Here is a 15,533-nt window from a genome sequence, read left to right as displayed (position 1 = left end):
CACGAGAAGTGAAATGGATGTGATCGAGCTGCGCAAAGCGGGCCTGCTTCCGTGCACCTGCCCTCACGACGGGCTCGGCCTGCCACCTGCGCGCTCATGCCAATATTCCTGGCGGGCGGCAAAGGCATTACCATTCACCCGCCGCGCACCCCGCGCGTGTCGCTGTATGCCCTGGCGAGGGCCGTGGAGATCCGTATGAGTCAAGTCCTGCAAGAGTTGGTGGCGCTGCTGAGCCTGGAGGCCATCGAGGAAAACCTGTTTCGTGGCACCAGTCAGGATCTCGGTTTTCGGCAGCTCTTTGGTGGGCAGGTGCTGGGCCAGTGCGTGTCGGCGGCGACCCAGACGGTCGAGGCGGATCGCCACGTGCATTCGCTGCATGGCTACTTTCTGCGCCCGGGCGATGCGGCTTTGCCGGTGGTCTATCAGGTCGACCGGGTACGCGACGGCGGCAGCTTCAGCACACGCCGGGTAACCGCCGTGCAGAAGGGCAAGGCGATCTTTACCTGCAGCGCCTCGTTCCAGTATCAGGAAGAAGGCCTCCATCACCAGGCGCAGATGCCTGACGTGCCGGGGCCGGAAGGGCTGCGTTCGGAAACCGAGCTGGCCAGCCAGGTAGCCGATTCGCTGCCGCCGCGAGTGCGCGAGCGCGTGCTGTTCGACAAGCCCATCGAGATTCGCCCGGTGGCGGTCGACAACCCGTTCGCGCCCAAGGTAAGCGAGCCCGTGAAGTACGTGTGGTTTCGTGCCGATGGCGAGTTGCCGGACACCCCGGCCGTCCACAAGTACCTGCTCGGCTACGCCTCGGACTTCAACCTGTTGACCACCTCGATGCTGCCCCATGGCGTGTCGGTGTGGCAGAAGTTCATGCAGGTCGCCAGCCTCGATCACTCCATCTGGTTCCACCAGAACCTGCGCATGGACGACTGGCTGCTTTATGCCATGGACAGCCCATGGGCAGGCAATGCCCGCGGCTTTTCTCGCGGCAGCGTGTTCAACCGCCAGGGGCAACTGGTGGCGTCGGTGGCACAGGAAGGCTTGATCCGCCTGCGCGAAGACTGGCGTTGAGCGCTGCAGCGTCTCGCTGCCAGCTTTGCCGCGGTGGTGATGATTCCGGCGCCGCCGTATGCTGCGCCCTGAATTCTGCCGTTGTTGGAGGGGCGATGAGCCTGCAGCGCTACACCCACTGGGTTTTCGACATGGACGGCACGCTGACCATTGCCGTGCATGATTTTGCCGCCATCCGCGTGGCGCTGGACATCCCGCCCGAGGACGACATTCTGCATCACCTGGCCGCGCTGCCGGCGGAGGTGTCGCGAGCCAAACATGCCTGGCTGCTCGAACACGAGCGGGAGTTGGCCATTGCCGCGCGGCCTGCCGCCGGTGCCGTGGCGCTGGTGCGCGCGTTGCATGCGCGCGGGGTGCGCCTCGGCATCCTCACCCGCAATGCCCGCGAGTTGGCCTTGCTGACCTTGCAGGCCATCGGCCTGGACGATTGCTTCGCGCCGAGCGATATCCTTGGCCGCGACGAAGCGCCGCCCAAGCCTGACCCCGGCGGCCTGCTGCATCTGGCTGACCGCTGGCAGGTCGCGCCGCGGGATATGGTGATGGTCGGCGATCACCGCCACGACCTGGCCTGTGGCCGGGCGGCGGGTACCTCGACCGTACTGGTCAACCTGCCGGCCAACCCCTGGCCCGAATTGAGCGATCATTTTGTCGTCGATTGCGCGGCGCTGCAGCGCCTGTCGCTGGGCGTCTGACTAGGCGCAACAGCCGCTGCCGGCTTGCAGGTCTTCGAGAATCGGGCAGTCGGGGCGGTGATCGCCCTGGCAGTGATCGACCAGGTTCTGCAGCGTATCGCGCAAGGCTTCTAGCTCGACGATCTTCTGGTTGAGCGCGGTGATGTGCTCGACGGCCAGTGCCTTCACGTCGGCGCTGGCGCGCTCGCGGTCGTGCCACAGGGCCAGCAGCTTGCCCGACTCGGCCAGCGAGAAGTCCAGGTCACGGGCGCGGCGGATGAAGCGCAGGCGCTGCAGGTCGTTTTCGCCGTACTGGCGATAGCCACTCTCGCTGCGCCCGGCATTGGGCAGCAAGCCGATCGTTTCGTAGTAACGGATCATCTTGGCGCTGAGGCCGGTGTGCTTCGCCGCCTGGCCGATGTTCATCGTGTTGCCTCGCTCGAGTGATTGGGTCGCCAGGTTTTCAGCAGCAGGGCGTTGCTCACCACGCTGACGCTCGACAGCGCCATTGCAGCCCCGGCAAGCAGCGGATCGAGCAGGCCGAAGGCGGCCAGCGGGATGCCGACCAGGTTGTAGATGAACGCCCAGAACAGGTTCTGGCGGATCTTGGCGTAGGTGCGCCGGGCAATGTCCAGGGCCGCCGGTACCAGCCGCGGATCGCCGCGCATCAAGGTGATGCCGGCTGCCTGCATCGCCACATCGGTGCCGCCGCCCATGGCGATGCCGACATGCGCGGCGGCCAGGGCCGGGGCATCGTTGATGCCGTCACCAACCATTGCCACCACGCCAGCGGCTTTCAATTCGCCGATGATACGCGCCTTGTCCGCTGGCAATACCTGCGCATGCACCGACTCGATACCGAGCTGGCGCGCGACGGCCTGGGCGCTGCCCTGGTTATCGCCGCTGATCAGGTGGCTGTCGATGTGCTGGCGGGCGAGTTCGGCGATGGCGTCGCCCGCGCCGTCCTTCAGCGTATCGCCAAAGGCGAACAGCGCGAGCACTCGCGGTCGCTCGCTGCACTCGATCAGCCATGACAGGGTGCGGCCCTCGGCCTCCCATCTGGTGGCGGCCTCGGCCAGTTCGGCCGGTTCACTCGCGCCGCTGGCGCTGAGCAGGCGGCGATTGCCGAGCTGTAGTACCTGGCCATCGACCTGCCCGGCGATCCCCCGTCCCGCGAGGGCCTGGCTGGCGCTGACGGGCACGCGCGTGATGCCGCGTTGCTCGCAGGCCTGCAGCACGGCCCTGGCCAGCGGGTGCTCACTGCCCTGCTGCAGAGCGCCGGCCAGGCGCAGCGCCTGATCGGCTTCGATCTCGACGGTGTGCAAATGGGCGACCTGCGGCGTGCCGGAGGTCAGCGTACCGGTCTTGTCAAAGGCCACCACAGTGACGCCGTGGGCGATCTCCAGGGCTTCGGCGTCCTTGATCAGGATGCCATGGCGGGCCGCCACGCCGGTGCCGGCCATGATTGCCGTGGGGGTGGCCAGGCCCAGCGCGCAGGGGCAGGCGATCACCAGCACGGCGACGGCATTGAGCAGGGCGGTTTCCAGGCCGGCACCGAGGCTCAGCCAGACGCCCAGTGTGAGCAGCGCGATCAGCAGTACCACCGGGACGAACACCTGGCTGACCCTGTCCACTAGTTTCTGGATTGGCGCCTTGGCCGCCTGGGCATCCTCGACCAGGCGGATGATCCGTGACAGCACGGTTTCGGCGCCCAGGGCGGTGGTCTCGACCAGCAGGCGGCCCTCGCCATTGATAGCGCCGGCGGTTACCGAATCACCGCGCGTCTTGGCTTGCGGCACGCTTTCACCGCTGATCATCGCCTCGTCGGCATGGCTGTCGCCGTCCAGGACCTTGCCGTCGACCGGAAAGCGCTCGCCAGGCCTGACCAGTACCTGGTCGCCGAGGCTCAATGCGCTGACGGCCACGCGTTGCTCGACGCCACCCTGCAGGCGCAGCGCTTCATCGGGGCGCAGCGCCTGCAGGGCGCGGATGGCACTGGTGGTCTGGCGCTTGGCGCGGCTCTCCAGGTATTTGCCGAGCAGGATCAGGGCGATGATCACTGCCGAGGCTTCGAAGTACAGGTGCGGCGCGTGCCCCGCCGGGGTAATCGCCCATTGGTACAGGCTCAGGCCGTAACCGGCGCTGGTGCCGAGGGCGACCAGCTGGTCCATATTGCCGGCACCGCTGCGCAGGGCGCTCCACGCCGCCCGGTAGAAGCGTGCGCCGAGGATGAACTGCACTGGCGTGGCCAGCAGAAACTGGGTCCAGGCCGGTAGCATCAGGTGCACCCCGAAGGGTGCCAGCAGCATCGGCAGAACCAGCGGCCCCGCCAGCAGCAAGGCTAGCGCCAGGCGCCAGCGCTCGCCCTGCAGGTGGCGCTCGGCGGCGTCGTGATCGGGTTGCTGATCATCCACCAGGCTGGCCGAGTAGCCTGCCGCGGTAACGGCAGCAAGCAGCGGCTGGCTGTCCAGCGCGCCGATCAGTTGCACCTGCGCGCGTTCCGTGGCCAGGTTTACGCTGGCCGACAGCACGCCGGGCTGCCTGGCCAGCGCGCGCTCGACGCGGCCCACGCAACTGGCGCACGTCATGCCGCCGATGGCCAGGGTGAGGGTGTGCGTCGGTACCGCGTAACCGGCTTGCTCGACCGCCGCTACCAGCGCCGGCAGTCGCTCGGCAGGCGCTGCGACCCGGGCGTGCTCGGTGGCCAGGTTGACGCTGGCCTGGCTTACCCCCGGCACGCCCTGCAAGGCACGCTCGACGCGCCCGGCGCAACTGGCGCAGGTCATTCCGCTGATCGGCAAGTCCAGAGTGGACGGGGTAGGCATGCTGGGCTCCGGCGAATCCTGACTGTTGAGCACAGGATCAACCTTGACCCCTGGGGAAGGTCAAGCCCCGCAGCGACAGGGGCAGGATTACCCGCTTACTGGGCCGACGGCGCCGGCGTCAGGTAAGGCCCCGACGGGCTGAGACCGATGCGGTAGCGACGTATTTCGCCGGCCTGCAGGGTCAGTTGCTGGCTTTCGAGCGGTGTGATGCCGGCCTGGCAGCTTTCGGTGCCGATCATTCCCAGGCGCACCGAGACCTCACCCGGGGGCAGGTTGAAGGAGGCCGACTGGCCATGGAACAGCCGGGCTGCCAACTGATCTTGCAGATACACGCCGAACTCGCACGGCGAGGCCACCTCCAGGCGCTCACGGGAGATGATCAGCACGGCGTAACCGTCGCCCATGGTGGTGTGCGACGGCAGTACCTGAGCCAGGGCGGGCAGGGGCAGGGCGAGAAACAATGAGAGCAGGAGACGGTTCATGGTCAGACCAGATGGCGTGGAGTTTTTCAGAGCTTGGCCGAGGTTGGCGGGTTCAACAAGGGTTGAAGCTTGACCTTGACCCGATGGCAAGCTCGACACTGCCTCACTCAGCTAACGATGGCCCGAAGGGGCAGGAGACGACGATGCAGGTATTCAAGGTAGATGGCATGACATGCGAGCACTGCGTAAAGGCGATCAGTGGCGCGGTGCACGCGATCGACTCCACGGCGCAGGTGCAGGTCGACCTGGCGGCCGGTGAGGTCAGGGTGCAGACCACGCACCCCGTCGATCAGGTGCTCGAGGCGATCATCAACGAAGGGTACAAGGCCGAGGCCGTGCCGGCCGCTAAGACCAATCGCTGATCAGGCCGCGGAACAGCCCGTCGATCATCACCGGCCCGTCCTGGCGCGGGTCGAACAGGTTGTTGTCGCGCAGCCAGTCGCTGAGCATGCCCAGCACCAGTGCATGTAGCGTCCGCGCCGCCAGGCGTGGCGTCATGCCGGGGCGCAGGCGGATTTGCGCGGATGGGTGGGAGAAGATCGCCTCGCAGAGACCGATGAACTGGTTGATGAACGCTTCGTGGCGTTCTTCCGCCTCACGCAACTCCTCGGTAAATTCGCAGCGATGCAGCAGAACCGTGAAAATGCGCCGCTTCTGCTCGTCCAGCGCGATGCCGGCAATGCCCTCGACGCACAGCTCGCGCAGCGATTGCAGGCCGTCGCCGGTGTGGCTTTCCTGCAGGTGCCTGGCCAACTGCTCCGGGGGCAGGCGTACCTGGCTGAGCATGTCATGGAACAGGTGGGCCTTGTTCTGGAAGTGCCAGTAGACCGCCCCCCGGGTCACGCCGGCATGCTTGGCGATATGTTCCAGGCTGGTGTGGGCCACGCCCTTTTCCAGGAACAGCATCTCTGCGGATGCCAGGATGGTGGTGCGGGTCTGCTCTGCTTGTTCTTTGGTTCGACGCATACGACGGGGTCAAAATCAGTTCAGGAGCGGCGAGTGTAATTATTTTTTGCCGCCAAGGTTTGTTTTACAGACGAAGTTGTATGTAATTGTTCGCGTTCACTCAACCAGGGCGTTCATCGCCCGTTCGCAGACCCAGCCTGGCTGGGGCACCCGTCGAGTACTTTGCAATGACGTTTCGCCTGTTGATTATCCTTGGCGCCCTCAGCGCCTTTGGTCCCCTGGCCATCGATTTCTACCTGCCGAGTTTTCCTGCGCTGGCGCTGGCGTTCGCCACCGATACCGAGCATGTACAGCTCTCCCTGGCGTCCTATTTCGCAGGCCTGGCCATCGGGCAACTGGTTTATGGGCCGCTTGCCGATCGTTTCGGTCGGCGCATCCCGCTGCTCGTGGGCGTGTCGCTGTTCACCCTCGCGTCGCTGGCCTGCGCAGTGGCCCCGAGCCTGGAGTGGCTCATCGCCGCACGCTTCGTGCAAGCCCTTGGCGGTTGCGCGGGCATGGTGGTGTCGCGGGCTGTGGTGCGCGATCTTTGTGATCCGATCAGTTCCGCCAAGGTGTTTTCGCAACTGATGCTGGTGATGGGGCTGGCGCCCATCCTCGCGCCTGTGGCAGGTGGCGTGCTGCTCAACCTGTTCGGCTGGCCCTCGATCTTCATCTGCCTGACGCTGTTCAGCGTGGCGTGCCTGGTTGCCCTTTATCTGTGGCTGCCGGAAACCCTCGATCCGCATGTCGAGCCGGCACCGTTGCGCGGCGCACTTGGCGAATATCGCCGGTTGTTCACCGATCTGCCCTTCATCGGCCACGCCTTGACCGGCGGCCTGGCGATTGCGGGCATGTTCGCCTATATCGCCGGGTCGCCCTTCGTGTTCATCGAGCTCTATGGCATACCGACCGAGCATTACGGCTGGCTGTTCGGTACCAATGCCGCTGGCTTCATCCTGGCCGCGCAACTCAACGCCTGGCTGGTGTCACGCCAGGGGCCTGCATACTGGGCCAGGCGCATCGTCTGGTTCTACCTGGGCTGCGGCGCGCTGCTGCTGTTGCTGGCCTGGGTACACACCCAGGCACTGTGGCCGCTGATGATTCCGCTGTTCGGCTGCATCGCTTCACTGGGCATCCTGCTGCCGAACACCTCTGCCTGTGCCATGGCCGGCCAGGGGCGCCATGCAGGTAGCGCGTCGGCGCTGATGGGCAGCCTGCAGTTCACCATCGCGGCCACCGCCGCGTCGATGGTCGGGATACTGCACGACGGCAGCGCCGTACCGATGGCGCTGGTGATCTTCAGCTGCGGTTCGCTGGCCGTGGTGGCGTCGCGCTTCACCCGCTGGGCCGAGAAGCGTGCAGGCCACCCGACGGCCTGAGCCGGGGTCAGCCCGCCAGGCGCTGGCGACCTGGCAGCGCGTGGGGCGCTTGCACCCGCGCCTCGAGCGTGGCGACGAACTGGCGTGCCTCGCTTTCGCTGCGAAAGCTGATCTGATGCCTGTCCAGGCTGACTTGCCAGTGGGTACCGTGGGGGTCTTTCAACGCACGTATCCGGATATCCATGAAGGTGTCTCCCAGTGAGCGTGGAATCATTCTAGACCCAACTGGAGGTACTGCCTGCTTGATGAGGATCAACGAGCCGAAGGAGGGGAGATGCAGAGGCAGGAACATTTTGCCCAGGCAAAAAAAGACCCGGCAAAGAGCCGGGTCAATAACCGTGATTAGCCTGATGAGGAGATAATCTGAAGAGTCCGACCTAAGGTCTCTTTAGGTTATCGGCTGATCTCGCGACCAGCTGATGCAAATAATAGCAATTCTCATTTCATAGTCAACGATTATTTGGAAATTATTTTCACGCATTGTGGCGATAGGCATTTGGCGGTGCCTGAAAATACAAACCCCGGCGCAGCAGGCCGGGGTTTTCGTGAGCGGGCAGGTTCTAGCCAGGCTGACGCAGCCCGGTCACTTCCTTGTTCAACAGGTCGATACGCCTGGCCATGCTCTCGACCAGGCTATGGGCAATGCGTGGGTTGCTTTCCATCAGGCTGAGGAACTGGTCCTTGGGAATCACCATGACCGTGCAGGCTTCACTGGAGATCACCGTGGCGCTGCGCTTTTCATGGGTGAAAACCGCCATGGCGCCGAATATTTCGTCTTTCTGTACGTCGCCAACCTTTACCCCGTCGACGAAGGCTTCGGCATGCCCTTCGATGATGATGAAGACATGATCGGCCTCGTCCCCCTGGTTGATCAGCGCCTCGCCCTTTGCGAAATGCTTGAAGCCGGTAGCCGGCCGCACCTCCGGCTGTTTTATGCGCGCCAATGCGTCCGAGAGCAGGGCGGTGTGCCCGACCAGATACTGGATGAACAACTCCTGGCGCGGCTCGCTGGCGTAGATGTGCTTGAACACGTCACTACGCAAGTAGGGAATCAGGGTGATCGGCTCGTCGCTGGTATAGCGGCAGGTGGGCAGGTCGATACCCTGGCGCAGGCCGACGAGGTCGCCTTCCTGCAGATAGAACAGCGGACGTTCGTCGACCAACGCATGCAGCAGGCCATTGTCGATGATGAACAGCTGGTTACTCGGCAGTTCCCGGGCCAGGTCGTCGCTACGCTCTACCTGCAGCGTCGCGCCGCAGGGGCTGAGCCCGTCGAGTAGTTGCGCGGGGATACTCTGCAAGCGGCTGATCAGTTGGTCGGCGTAAGCCGGTTGTTCCCCGAGTAAATACATGATGATTCCTTGAGCGGGTCGTGCCGGATACGCACGAAAATCCCTGAAACGATAATCCTCGCCGAGCGCCAGGTAAATGGACCTCGCTGGAGGTTGTGAACCACGGCGTATTCTTTAGCGTTGCCAAGGTGCCAGCCACTGAGCTGCCTGCGCCAGGGGCTTGGTTGGCGACCACGGGCTGCGCAAACGCCACGGTTATACGCCGTCGCTGTTCATGGCGTGCTCGACCTGCAGGTTGAGGCTTTGCTTGCGGGCTGGGGGCAGCTCACTCCAGTGAATATCCAGCAGTGCACCTTCGATTGCATACAACAATACCTTCGAAGCCCTGAAGCCGCGCGCTCGAACGGCCCTGTACGCCTCGACCGCGCCTCGCCGACGCAGGTCGCTGGCGGTGTGTATACCCACCGCGTGTAGCCATTGCGATGAGGTCTTGCCAAGGTTCTTCAGGTGCTGCAACTCGTCGATCACGGTGTCTCCCTCCTGGCCGTTCGTGGACGGGCTGTGGGGTCGCTGAATCGCAGCCTTACGGCTTCTGGCGTCGAGGCTGGACAGGGCGCTACCGTGAGTCGGGATGAGTATGGCAGCGCAGGCGTGTGCCGAAGTTCATCGACATGAGGATTTCATCGGCGCTCAGCGCAGCCGGGAAGTAGGCGCCGGATATCTGCGCATGGGCGATGCTTGCGCCCTCCAGCCGCGCCGAGCGCAGGTCCACCCCGCGCAGGTCGGCACCGCGAAAATAGGCGTTACTGAAGTCGATGCCCTCGGCATCCAGGCTGCGCAGATCGAGGCCGCGAAAATCTCCACCGCTGAGATCGATGGCAACGCCCTGGGGCCGCTGCTTGTTGAACGCGGAAACGTCATCGTTGTGAAGCAGGCGATAAAGCGGGCTGTCCAGCTGGCTGGGTTGGCTCATGATGGCACTGATCCGGTGGCGGTGATGGGCTCACAGCCAGTATAGGCCAGCTATCAGGGCGGCCTGTCTTATCGTCATCGCGCTGCTCGCGCAGCGCTGGTGCGTATGGCGGGCGTGACGCTCGCCTGTTCTTGGCGCTGCAGGTTGCAAGCGCAGCAGGGCGTATCACCCGTGGTGTCGGGTTGCGCCTGTTGCCGTGAGCGGTCCTGCCCGTGCGCAGCAAGTGCGCACGGGGTGGCGCGCCGCTTAGAGGGTGGGGAAGCGCTGACGAATGGCGATGACCAGCTCGTTGAGGCTGGCGCTGTCGTGCGTATCCACGCGCTTGCAGTGGCTCTGCTCGGCAGCGTCGAGGGCGTCCTGGCCGGCACGCTGAGCCTCTATCACTTGCAGCGTGGCATCGGACGGGTCGTCGCCTTGTTGCTGGCGCTGCTGCAGCCAACTGCTGATCACCGCATCGGGCGCCTGGCAGTCGACGATCAGGAACGGAACGCCGGTTTCCTCGGCGACGCCCTGAGCCGCCTGGCGCTGCGCTCGCTTGAGGAAGGTGGCGTCCAGCACGACCGGGTAGCCGGCGTGCAGCGCCAGGTCGGCCAACTGGTTCAGCTGACCGTAGACCGCCTTGCTGGCCTCGTCGCTGTAGATGCCGGTATTCAGCTCGTCGCCGCTGCCCGCCTGCTGCGCACCCAGCTGGCGCTTGCGCTCGACGTCCGAGCGAATGCGTATGGCGCCGAGTGCCTCGACCAGGCGCAGGGCGACCTGGCTCTTGCCGACCGCCGATACGCCACACGTGATCGCCAGGAAGCGCGCCGGAATGGCGCTGTAGCTTTCCGCCAGACTGGCGTAGCCGCGGTACTGGCGCAGGATCACGGCGCGTTGCACCGCGTCCTGCTCCTGGCCAAGGCGGAACAGGGCAACCTTGGCGCGCACCAGGGCGCGGTGGGTCTTGTACAGGTCGAACAGCTTGAGCGAGCCGTAGTCGCCGGTGTGCTCCAGCCAGCCGTTGAGCAGGCGGCGGGCCAGGCACTTGAGGCCGCGGTCCTCCAGGTCCATGACCAGGAAGGCGGTGTCCAGGGCGATGTCGGTCATGCGGAACGGTTCGTTGAACTCGATGCAGTCGAACAGCGTGGCCCGGCCATCGAGCAGCGTCGCGTTGCCCAGGTGAATGTCGCCATGGCATTCGCGGATGAAGCCATCACGGGCGCGGGCTTCCAGATCAGGCCAGAGTCGCTCCAGGCTGCTTTCGGTCCAGGCTTCCAGGGCGTCCAGTTGCTGCAGGTCAGCCTTGTCGCTGAGCATCGGGCGAATTTGCTCGAAGTTCTGCCGCAGCGGCGCGACGATAGCGGTGGCGTTGCACAGCGGGTGATCGCTCGCAACCTGGGGCGTGGCCTTGTGGAAATCGGCGATCTGCCTGGCCAGGGCGTCGATATGCGTTTCGTTGAGCTCACCCCGTGCCTGCACCTGCGCCAGCAGTTGCTCCTGGGGGAACTGGCGCATCTTCAGCGCATACTCGATGGCCGGGCCCTGTCCATCGAGCCGCGGTGCTTCCACGCTGCCGCCAATGGGCAGCACTTCCAGGTACAGGTTCTCGGTCAGGCGCTGATTGAGGCGTAATTCTTCGTGACAAAAGTGTTTGCGTGCGTCCAGCGAGGTGAAGTCGAGAAAACCGAAATTCACCGGTTTCTTGACCTTGTATGCGTAAGGCCCGGTCAGCACCACCCATGATATGTGGGTTTCGATGACACTGAAGCCGTCCACCGGGTGCGGATAAAGGGCCGGATTCTGCAAGGCGGCGATCAGGTCTTGGCTCACGGGGGATCCTTGATGTGAAAAGATAAGAACAGGTGCGCATTATGGCCCCTCGTCGTCGGGCTGCAAACCGCTGGCGGTCCCTGCCGGCGCTTCGCAAAGTGCGTATAATGCCGCGCCATGACTCGTACCCGATCTCCCCGCTCCCGTTCCAAACGCCGCCCCCGTGGCATGCATCCCTTGCTTGGCTGGGCTGTAAAGCTCGGCTTGGTGGGCCTCGTGCTGTTCGCCGGTTTCGCGGTTTACCTCGATGCCATCGTGCAGGAGAAATTCTCCGGCAAGCGCTGGACCGTCCCGGCCAAGGTGTATGCCCGGCCCCTTGAGCTGTTCGTCGGCCAGAAGCTGACCAAGGACGACCTGCTCAAGGAAATGGATGCCCTTGGCTATCGCCGCGAAAGCGTGGCCAATGGCCCAGGCGCAGTGGCTGTCTCCGGCAATAACGTGGCCTTGCATTCGCGTGGCTTCCAGTTCTACGAGAGCGTGGAGCAGGCGCAGCAGGTCAATGTGCGTTTCTCCGGCGACTACGTTGCGGCCTTGACCAAGGCCGACGGCAAGGATCTCGCCGTGGCGCGGCTGGAGCCGATGCTGATCGGCGGCCTGTACCCGGCGCATCAGGAGGACCGCGTGCTGATCAAGCTCGATCAGGTGCCGGCCTATCTGGTGGAAACCCTGGTGGCGGTCGAGGACCGCGACTTCTTCGATCATTTCGGGGTGTCACCCAAGGGCATTGCCCGCGCCGTGTGGATCAACGCCTCCGCCGGCCAATTGCGCCAGGGGGGTAGTACCCTGACCCAGCAGTTGGTGAAGAATTTCTACCTGACCAACGAGCGCAGCCTGACCCGCAAGATCACCGAAGCGATGATGGCGGTGCTGCTTGAGCTGCACTACGACAAGCGCGAGATTCTCGAGGCTTACCTCAACGAGGTGTTCCTCGGCCAGGACGGCCAGCGTGCGGTGCACGGGTTTGGCCTGGCCAGCCAGTACTTCTTCAGCCAGCCATTGTCCGAGCTCAAGCTCGAACAGGTGGCGCTGCTGGTGGGCATGGTCAAGGGACCGACCTTCTATAACCCGCGCCGCAACCCCGAACGGGCACTTGCCCGGCGTAACCTGATCCTCGACCTGCTGGCCGAGCAGGGCGTGGTGTCGCCGGAAGAGGTCGCAGCCGCCAAGGCGCGCCCGCTCGGCGTTACCCAGCGCGGCAGCATGGCCAACGGCTCGTTCCCGGCTTTCCTCGACCTGGTCAAGCGTCAGCTGCGCCAGGATTATCACGACGAGGATTTGACCGAGGAAGGGCTGCGTATCTTCACCAGCTTCGACCCGATCCTGCAGCTCAAGGCCGAGGAGGCCCTGGCTGAAACCTTCAAGCGTCAGGCCGGGCGCAAGGGTTCCGATCAGGTCGAAGCCGGCATGGTGGTCACCAACCCGGAAACTGGTGAAATCCAGGCGCTGATCGGCAGCCGCCAGGCGCGTTTCGCCGGGTTCAACCGGGCCCTGGACGCGGTGCGGCCGATCGGCTCGCTGATCAAGCCGGCGATCTACCTGACCGCCCTCGAGCAGCCCAGCCAGTACACGCTGACCAGCCGCGTGCTGGACGAACCGTTCTCCGTGAAGGGCCAGGACGGCCAGGTGTGGAAACCGCAGAACTATGATCGCAAGGCCCACGGCAGCATTTACCTGTACCAGGGCCTGGCCAACTCCTACAACCTCTCCACCGCCAAGCTTGGCCTGGAACTGGGCGTACCGAATGTGCTCAAAACCCTCGAGCGCCTCGGGGTGTCGCGGCAGTGGCCGGCGTACCCCTCGATGCTGCTGGGCGCTGGTGCGCTGACCCCGCTGGAAGTCACCGGCATGTACCAGACGCTCGCCAGTGGTGGTTTCAACACCCCACTGCGCGGTATTCGCAGTGTGTTGACCGCCGAAGGCGAGCCGCTCAAGCGCTACCCGTACCAGATTCAGCAGCGGTTTGACGCCGGCGCCATCTACCTCTTGCAGAACGCCATGCAGCGCACGATGCGCGAAGGCACCGGCCGTTCGGTGTACAGCCAGTTGCCGAGTTCGCTGGCGCTGGCCGGCAAGACCGGTACCAGTAATGATTCACGCGACAGCTGGTTTGCCGGCTTCAGCCAGGACCTGCTGGCGGTGGTGTGGATGGGCCGTGATGACAACGGGCCGACGCCGTTTACCGGTGCCACCGGTGCGCTGCAGGCCTGGACCGGCTTCATGCGTCGTGCCGACCCGCTGCCGCTGGACATGCCGGTACCGGACAACGTGGTGGTGGCGTGGGTGGATGCGGCGACCGGGCAGGGCTCGGCAGAGAATTGTCCGGGTGCGGTACAGATGCCGTATATTCGCGGCAGCGAGCCGGCTCCGGGGCCTGGCTGTGGCATTCAGGCGCCCGTCGACTCGGTAATGGATTGGGTGAAAGGCTGGTTGGAATAAGAGAGGTTTGACGTGAGCAAGTGGTTGATTCCCGTTTTGACTGCTTCGGTGGTGCTGGGAGGCTGTGCCAGCGTACCGCGCGGTTCCATTCCGGTCGTGGATTCCGGTACGTCTGCTTACGGGCAGGACGATCAGCCGGGCGGCGGCTACGGCAACGCGCCAGCACCGGCGCAACCGCAGATGCAGGCCGTCCCCGAGGACTCGGGGGTGGTGGTGATGGTGCCGGGTGGTAGCGCGCCGCCCGCGCCGATCGATACTTACGCCGCACCGGCCGGCGCACCCGCCAACGGTGGGGGGCTGACGTTCGACGAGCCGCCGCTGAGCAGCGAGCCGTTGGGTTCGCCAGGTTACGGCAGCGCGCCGCAAACGCCGCCTCCTTCGACCCCGAGCGGTATCCCCAGCGGCAACGGTGGTGGCCTGGCGGCCGACGAGCAGCTCGACGGCCCGGTGCTGGCGCTGCTTACCAGTGCGCAGCAACAGCAGGGTGGCGGCGACCTCAATGGCGCGGCCTCCAGCCTCGAGCGTGCACAGCGTATCGCCCCGCGCGAACCACAGGTGCTCTATCGTCTGGCCGAAGTTCGCCTGGCTCAGGGCGATGCCGCTCAGGCCGAGCAGTTTGCCCGTCGCGGCCTGAGCTACGCGAGTGGCCGCCCGGCACTGCAGGCCAGTCTGTGGGACCTGATCGCTCGTTCCCGTGAGAAACAGGGCGACGCCGCCGGTGCTGCCCAGGCGCGTGAGCGGGCGCGAGTCAATCTGTGAGTACTGCGCCCGTCGATCAGGTAGCCGACCAGCTGTTGCTGGTCGAGCGCGCGTTGCGGGTGCAGGGCTGGTGGGACGCCTCACCACCCAGCGCGCAGGCGCTCGCCAGTGTCGAGCCGTTCTGTGTGGATACCCTTGATTTCGCCCAGTGGCTGCAGTGGATCTTTCTGCCGCGCATGAAGGCCATCATCGAGGCGGGTGCTGAGCTGCCTGCCGTGTCAGGCATTCTGCCGATGGCCGAACAGGTCTACGGTGCCGACAGTCGCGCCGCGGCGGAATTGCTCAAGGCGCTCGGTGATTTCGATCGCCTGATCACCGCGGGCTGAAGCCCGCGGTCGTTTCTGCTACCGGCAGTTTTTGGCAATCGCCTGCTTGCTGTCGGCAATTCGCTGCTGGCGCTCGTCCTCGCCCAAACGGCGCATCTCGCCGCCTTCATCTTCTACACGCACGCGCGGGTTGTTCTCCAGCTGAGCCAGGTTGTTGCGCTGCGCTTCGCAGTACTTCACGCGCTGCGCCTCCTGCTCGGCCAACTCCTTTTTCACCTTGGCGTCGGCGGCGGCCTGCTCGGGATCGGCGATGTCCTGGAAGGTGGGTGCCGGCTTTGATTCGCTGGTGGGTGGGGGCGGCGTGGCGGTATTCACGGTAGTGGCTTGCTGGCCCTGCGGCGGTTGCTCGCTGAAATGCGTGACACCCTGGGCGTCAACCCATTTGTAGACCTGGCCGGCCATGGCAGTGCTGCTCAGGGCAAGCGCCAGGCTGGCGGTGAGGATCATGCGGCGCATGGAGATTCCTTCTAGAGCCGTTGCCGGACCTTGCGGTGCGCAACGGGGATTCATGGTCTGTGACTCATGTGCCGGACGCCGGTGGCGACAGGTACGCGGTAGCTGACGATTACTA

At 64.8% G+C, this 15,533-nt stretch carries 17 protein-coding genes; 7 read left to right on the top strand and 10 right to left on the bottom strand.

From position 1 onward, the window contains the following. Window positions 1-195: 195 nt before the first annotated feature. Together tesB and ACZ0AV_RS09405 are read left to right on the top strand one after the other, a co-directional pair. Window positions 196-1,065 carry an acyl-CoA thioesterase II gene (gene tesB, locus ACZ0AV_RS09410; RefSeq protein ID WP_499150796.1) on the top strand — a complete coding sequence of 290 codons (870 nt, stop codon included), beginning with the start codon at window positions 196-198 and terminating at the stop codon, window positions 1,063-1,065. 95 nt (window positions 1,066-1,160) lie between these two features. Then, on the top strand, window positions 1,161-1,757 hold the full coding sequence (locus ACZ0AV_RS09405) for an HAD family hydrolase (protein ID WP_499150795.1): 597 nt from the start codon (window positions 1,161-1,163) through the stop codon (window positions 1,755-1,757). On the opposite strand, the gene cueR is transcribed toward ACZ0AV_RS09405, so the two are convergent. The 3 genes from cueR to ACZ0AV_RS09390 form a co-directional block, all read right to left on the bottom strand. After that, complete coding sequence (gene cueR, locus ACZ0AV_RS09400) at window positions 1,758-2,162, bottom strand: Cu(I)-responsive transcriptional regulator (protein WP_499150794.1); 405 nt, start codon at window positions 2,160-2,162, stop codon at window positions 1,758-1,760. Continuing rightward, the gene (locus ACZ0AV_RS09395) at window positions 2,159-4,561 is read right to left on the bottom strand and encodes a heavy metal translocating P-type ATPase (protein WP_499150793.1); all 2,403 of its coding nucleotides are present in this window, start codon (window positions 4,559-4,561) and stop codon (window positions 2,159-2,161) included. Before ACZ0AV_RS09395 ends, cueR begins: the two co-directional genes overlap by 4 nt. A gap of 95 nt (window positions 4,562-4,656) precedes the next feature. Next, window positions 4,657-5,043, bottom strand: a complete 387-nt coding sequence (locus ACZ0AV_RS09390) for a hypothetical protein (protein ID WP_499150792.1) — start codon at window positions 5,041-5,043, stop codon at window positions 4,657-4,659. 143 nt (window positions 5,044-5,186) lie between these two features. Here ACZ0AV_RS09390 and ACZ0AV_RS09385 point away from each other — a divergent pair, with 143 nt between their 5' ends. Beyond that, window positions 5,187-5,405: a heavy-metal-associated domain-containing protein gene (locus ACZ0AV_RS09385; protein WP_499150791.1), complete on the top strand. Its 219-nt coding sequence runs from the start codon at window positions 5,187-5,189 to the stop codon at window positions 5,403-5,405. Here the strand turns inward: ACZ0AV_RS09385 and ACZ0AV_RS09380 are convergent. Further along, window positions 5,389-6,009: a TetR family transcriptional regulator gene (locus ACZ0AV_RS09380; RefSeq protein WP_499150790.1), complete on the bottom strand. Its 621-nt coding sequence runs from the start codon at window positions 6,007-6,009 to the stop codon at window positions 5,389-5,391. The two genes, ACZ0AV_RS09385 and ACZ0AV_RS09380, sit on opposite strands and share 17 nt — an antisense overlap. A 167-nt stretch (window positions 6,010-6,176) precedes the next feature. Between ACZ0AV_RS09380 and ACZ0AV_RS09375 the strand changes: the two genes are divergently transcribed. Further along, window positions 6,177-7,367: a multidrug effflux MFS transporter gene (locus tag ACZ0AV_RS09375; RefSeq protein ID WP_499150789.1), complete on the top strand. Its 1,191-nt coding sequence runs from the start codon at window positions 6,177-6,179 to the stop codon at window positions 7,365-7,367. Window positions 7,368-7,374: 7 nt separating this feature from the next. Here ACZ0AV_RS09375 and ACZ0AV_RS09370 read toward each other — a convergent pair whose 3' ends face one another. The 5 genes from ACZ0AV_RS09370 to ACZ0AV_RS09350 form a co-directional block, all read right to left on the bottom strand. Next, window positions 7,375-7,551 carry a hypothetical protein gene (locus ACZ0AV_RS09370; protein WP_499150788.1) on the bottom strand — a complete coding sequence of 59 codons (177 nt, stop codon included), beginning with the start codon at window positions 7,549-7,551 and terminating at the stop codon, window positions 7,375-7,377. A gap of 376 nt (window positions 7,552-7,927) precedes the next feature. After that, complete coding sequence (locus ACZ0AV_RS09365; protein WP_499150787.1) at window positions 7,928-8,719, bottom strand: Crp/Fnr family transcriptional regulator; 792 nt, start codon at window positions 8,717-8,719, stop codon at window positions 7,928-7,930. A gap of 195 nt (window positions 8,720-8,914) precedes the next feature. Beyond that, window positions 8,915-9,187 (bottom strand): TfoX/Sxy family protein, encoded by a 273-nt coding sequence (locus ACZ0AV_RS09360; RefSeq protein ID WP_499150786.1) that lies wholly within the window; start codon window positions 9,185-9,187, stop codon window positions 8,915-8,917. An 88-nt stretch (window positions 9,188-9,275) separates the two neighbouring features. Next, complete coding sequence (locus ACZ0AV_RS09355; protein WP_499150785.1) at window positions 9,276-9,632, bottom strand: pentapeptide repeat-containing protein; 357 nt, start codon at window positions 9,630-9,632, stop codon at window positions 9,276-9,278. Between the two features lie 246 nt (window positions 9,633-9,878). Then, window positions 9,879-11,441 (bottom strand): bifunctional aminoglycoside phosphotransferase/ATP-binding protein, encoded by a 1,563-nt coding sequence (locus tag ACZ0AV_RS09350; protein WP_499150784.1) that lies wholly within the window; start codon window positions 11,439-11,441, stop codon window positions 9,879-9,881. A gap of 117 nt (window positions 11,442-11,558) precedes the next feature. Between ACZ0AV_RS09350 and mrcB the strand changes: the two genes are divergently transcribed. From mrcB to ACZ0AV_RS09335, 3 genes are read left to right on the top strand one after another with little or no spacing between them, the layout of a single operon-like run. Beyond that, window positions 11,559-13,877, top strand: coding sequence for a penicillin-binding protein 1B (mrcB, locus tag ACZ0AV_RS09345; protein ID WP_499150783.1), 2,319 nt, complete (start codon window positions 11,559-11,561; stop codon window positions 13,875-13,877). Between the two features lie 12 nt (window positions 13,878-13,889). Then, entirely contained in the window at window positions 13,890-14,636 is a 747-nt protein-coding gene (locus ACZ0AV_RS09340) for a tetratricopeptide repeat protein (protein WP_499150782.1), read from the top strand. Beyond that, window positions 14,633-14,962 (top strand): YqcC family protein, encoded by a 330-nt coding sequence (locus ACZ0AV_RS09335; RefSeq protein ID WP_499150781.1) that lies wholly within the window; start codon window positions 14,633-14,635, stop codon window positions 14,960-14,962. The genes ACZ0AV_RS09340 and ACZ0AV_RS09335 overlap by 4 nt, the downstream gene beginning before the upstream one ends. Window positions 14,963-14,980: 18 nt before the next feature. Here the strand turns inward: ACZ0AV_RS09335 and ACZ0AV_RS09330 are convergent, their stop codons facing one another. Beyond that, the gene (locus tag ACZ0AV_RS09330) at window positions 14,981-15,418 is read right to left on the bottom strand and encodes a DUF4124 domain-containing protein (RefSeq protein ID WP_499150780.1); all 438 of its coding nucleotides are present in this window, start codon (window positions 15,416-15,418) and stop codon (window positions 14,981-14,983) included. Window positions 15,419-15,533: the final 115 nt, after the last annotated feature.

The sequence above is a fragment of the Pseudomonas sp. AC532 genome, from assembly GCF_979258965.1.
The sequence above is the reverse complement of the archived record's forward strand: the minus strand, read 5'-3'. Positions and strand labels throughout refer to the sequence as shown.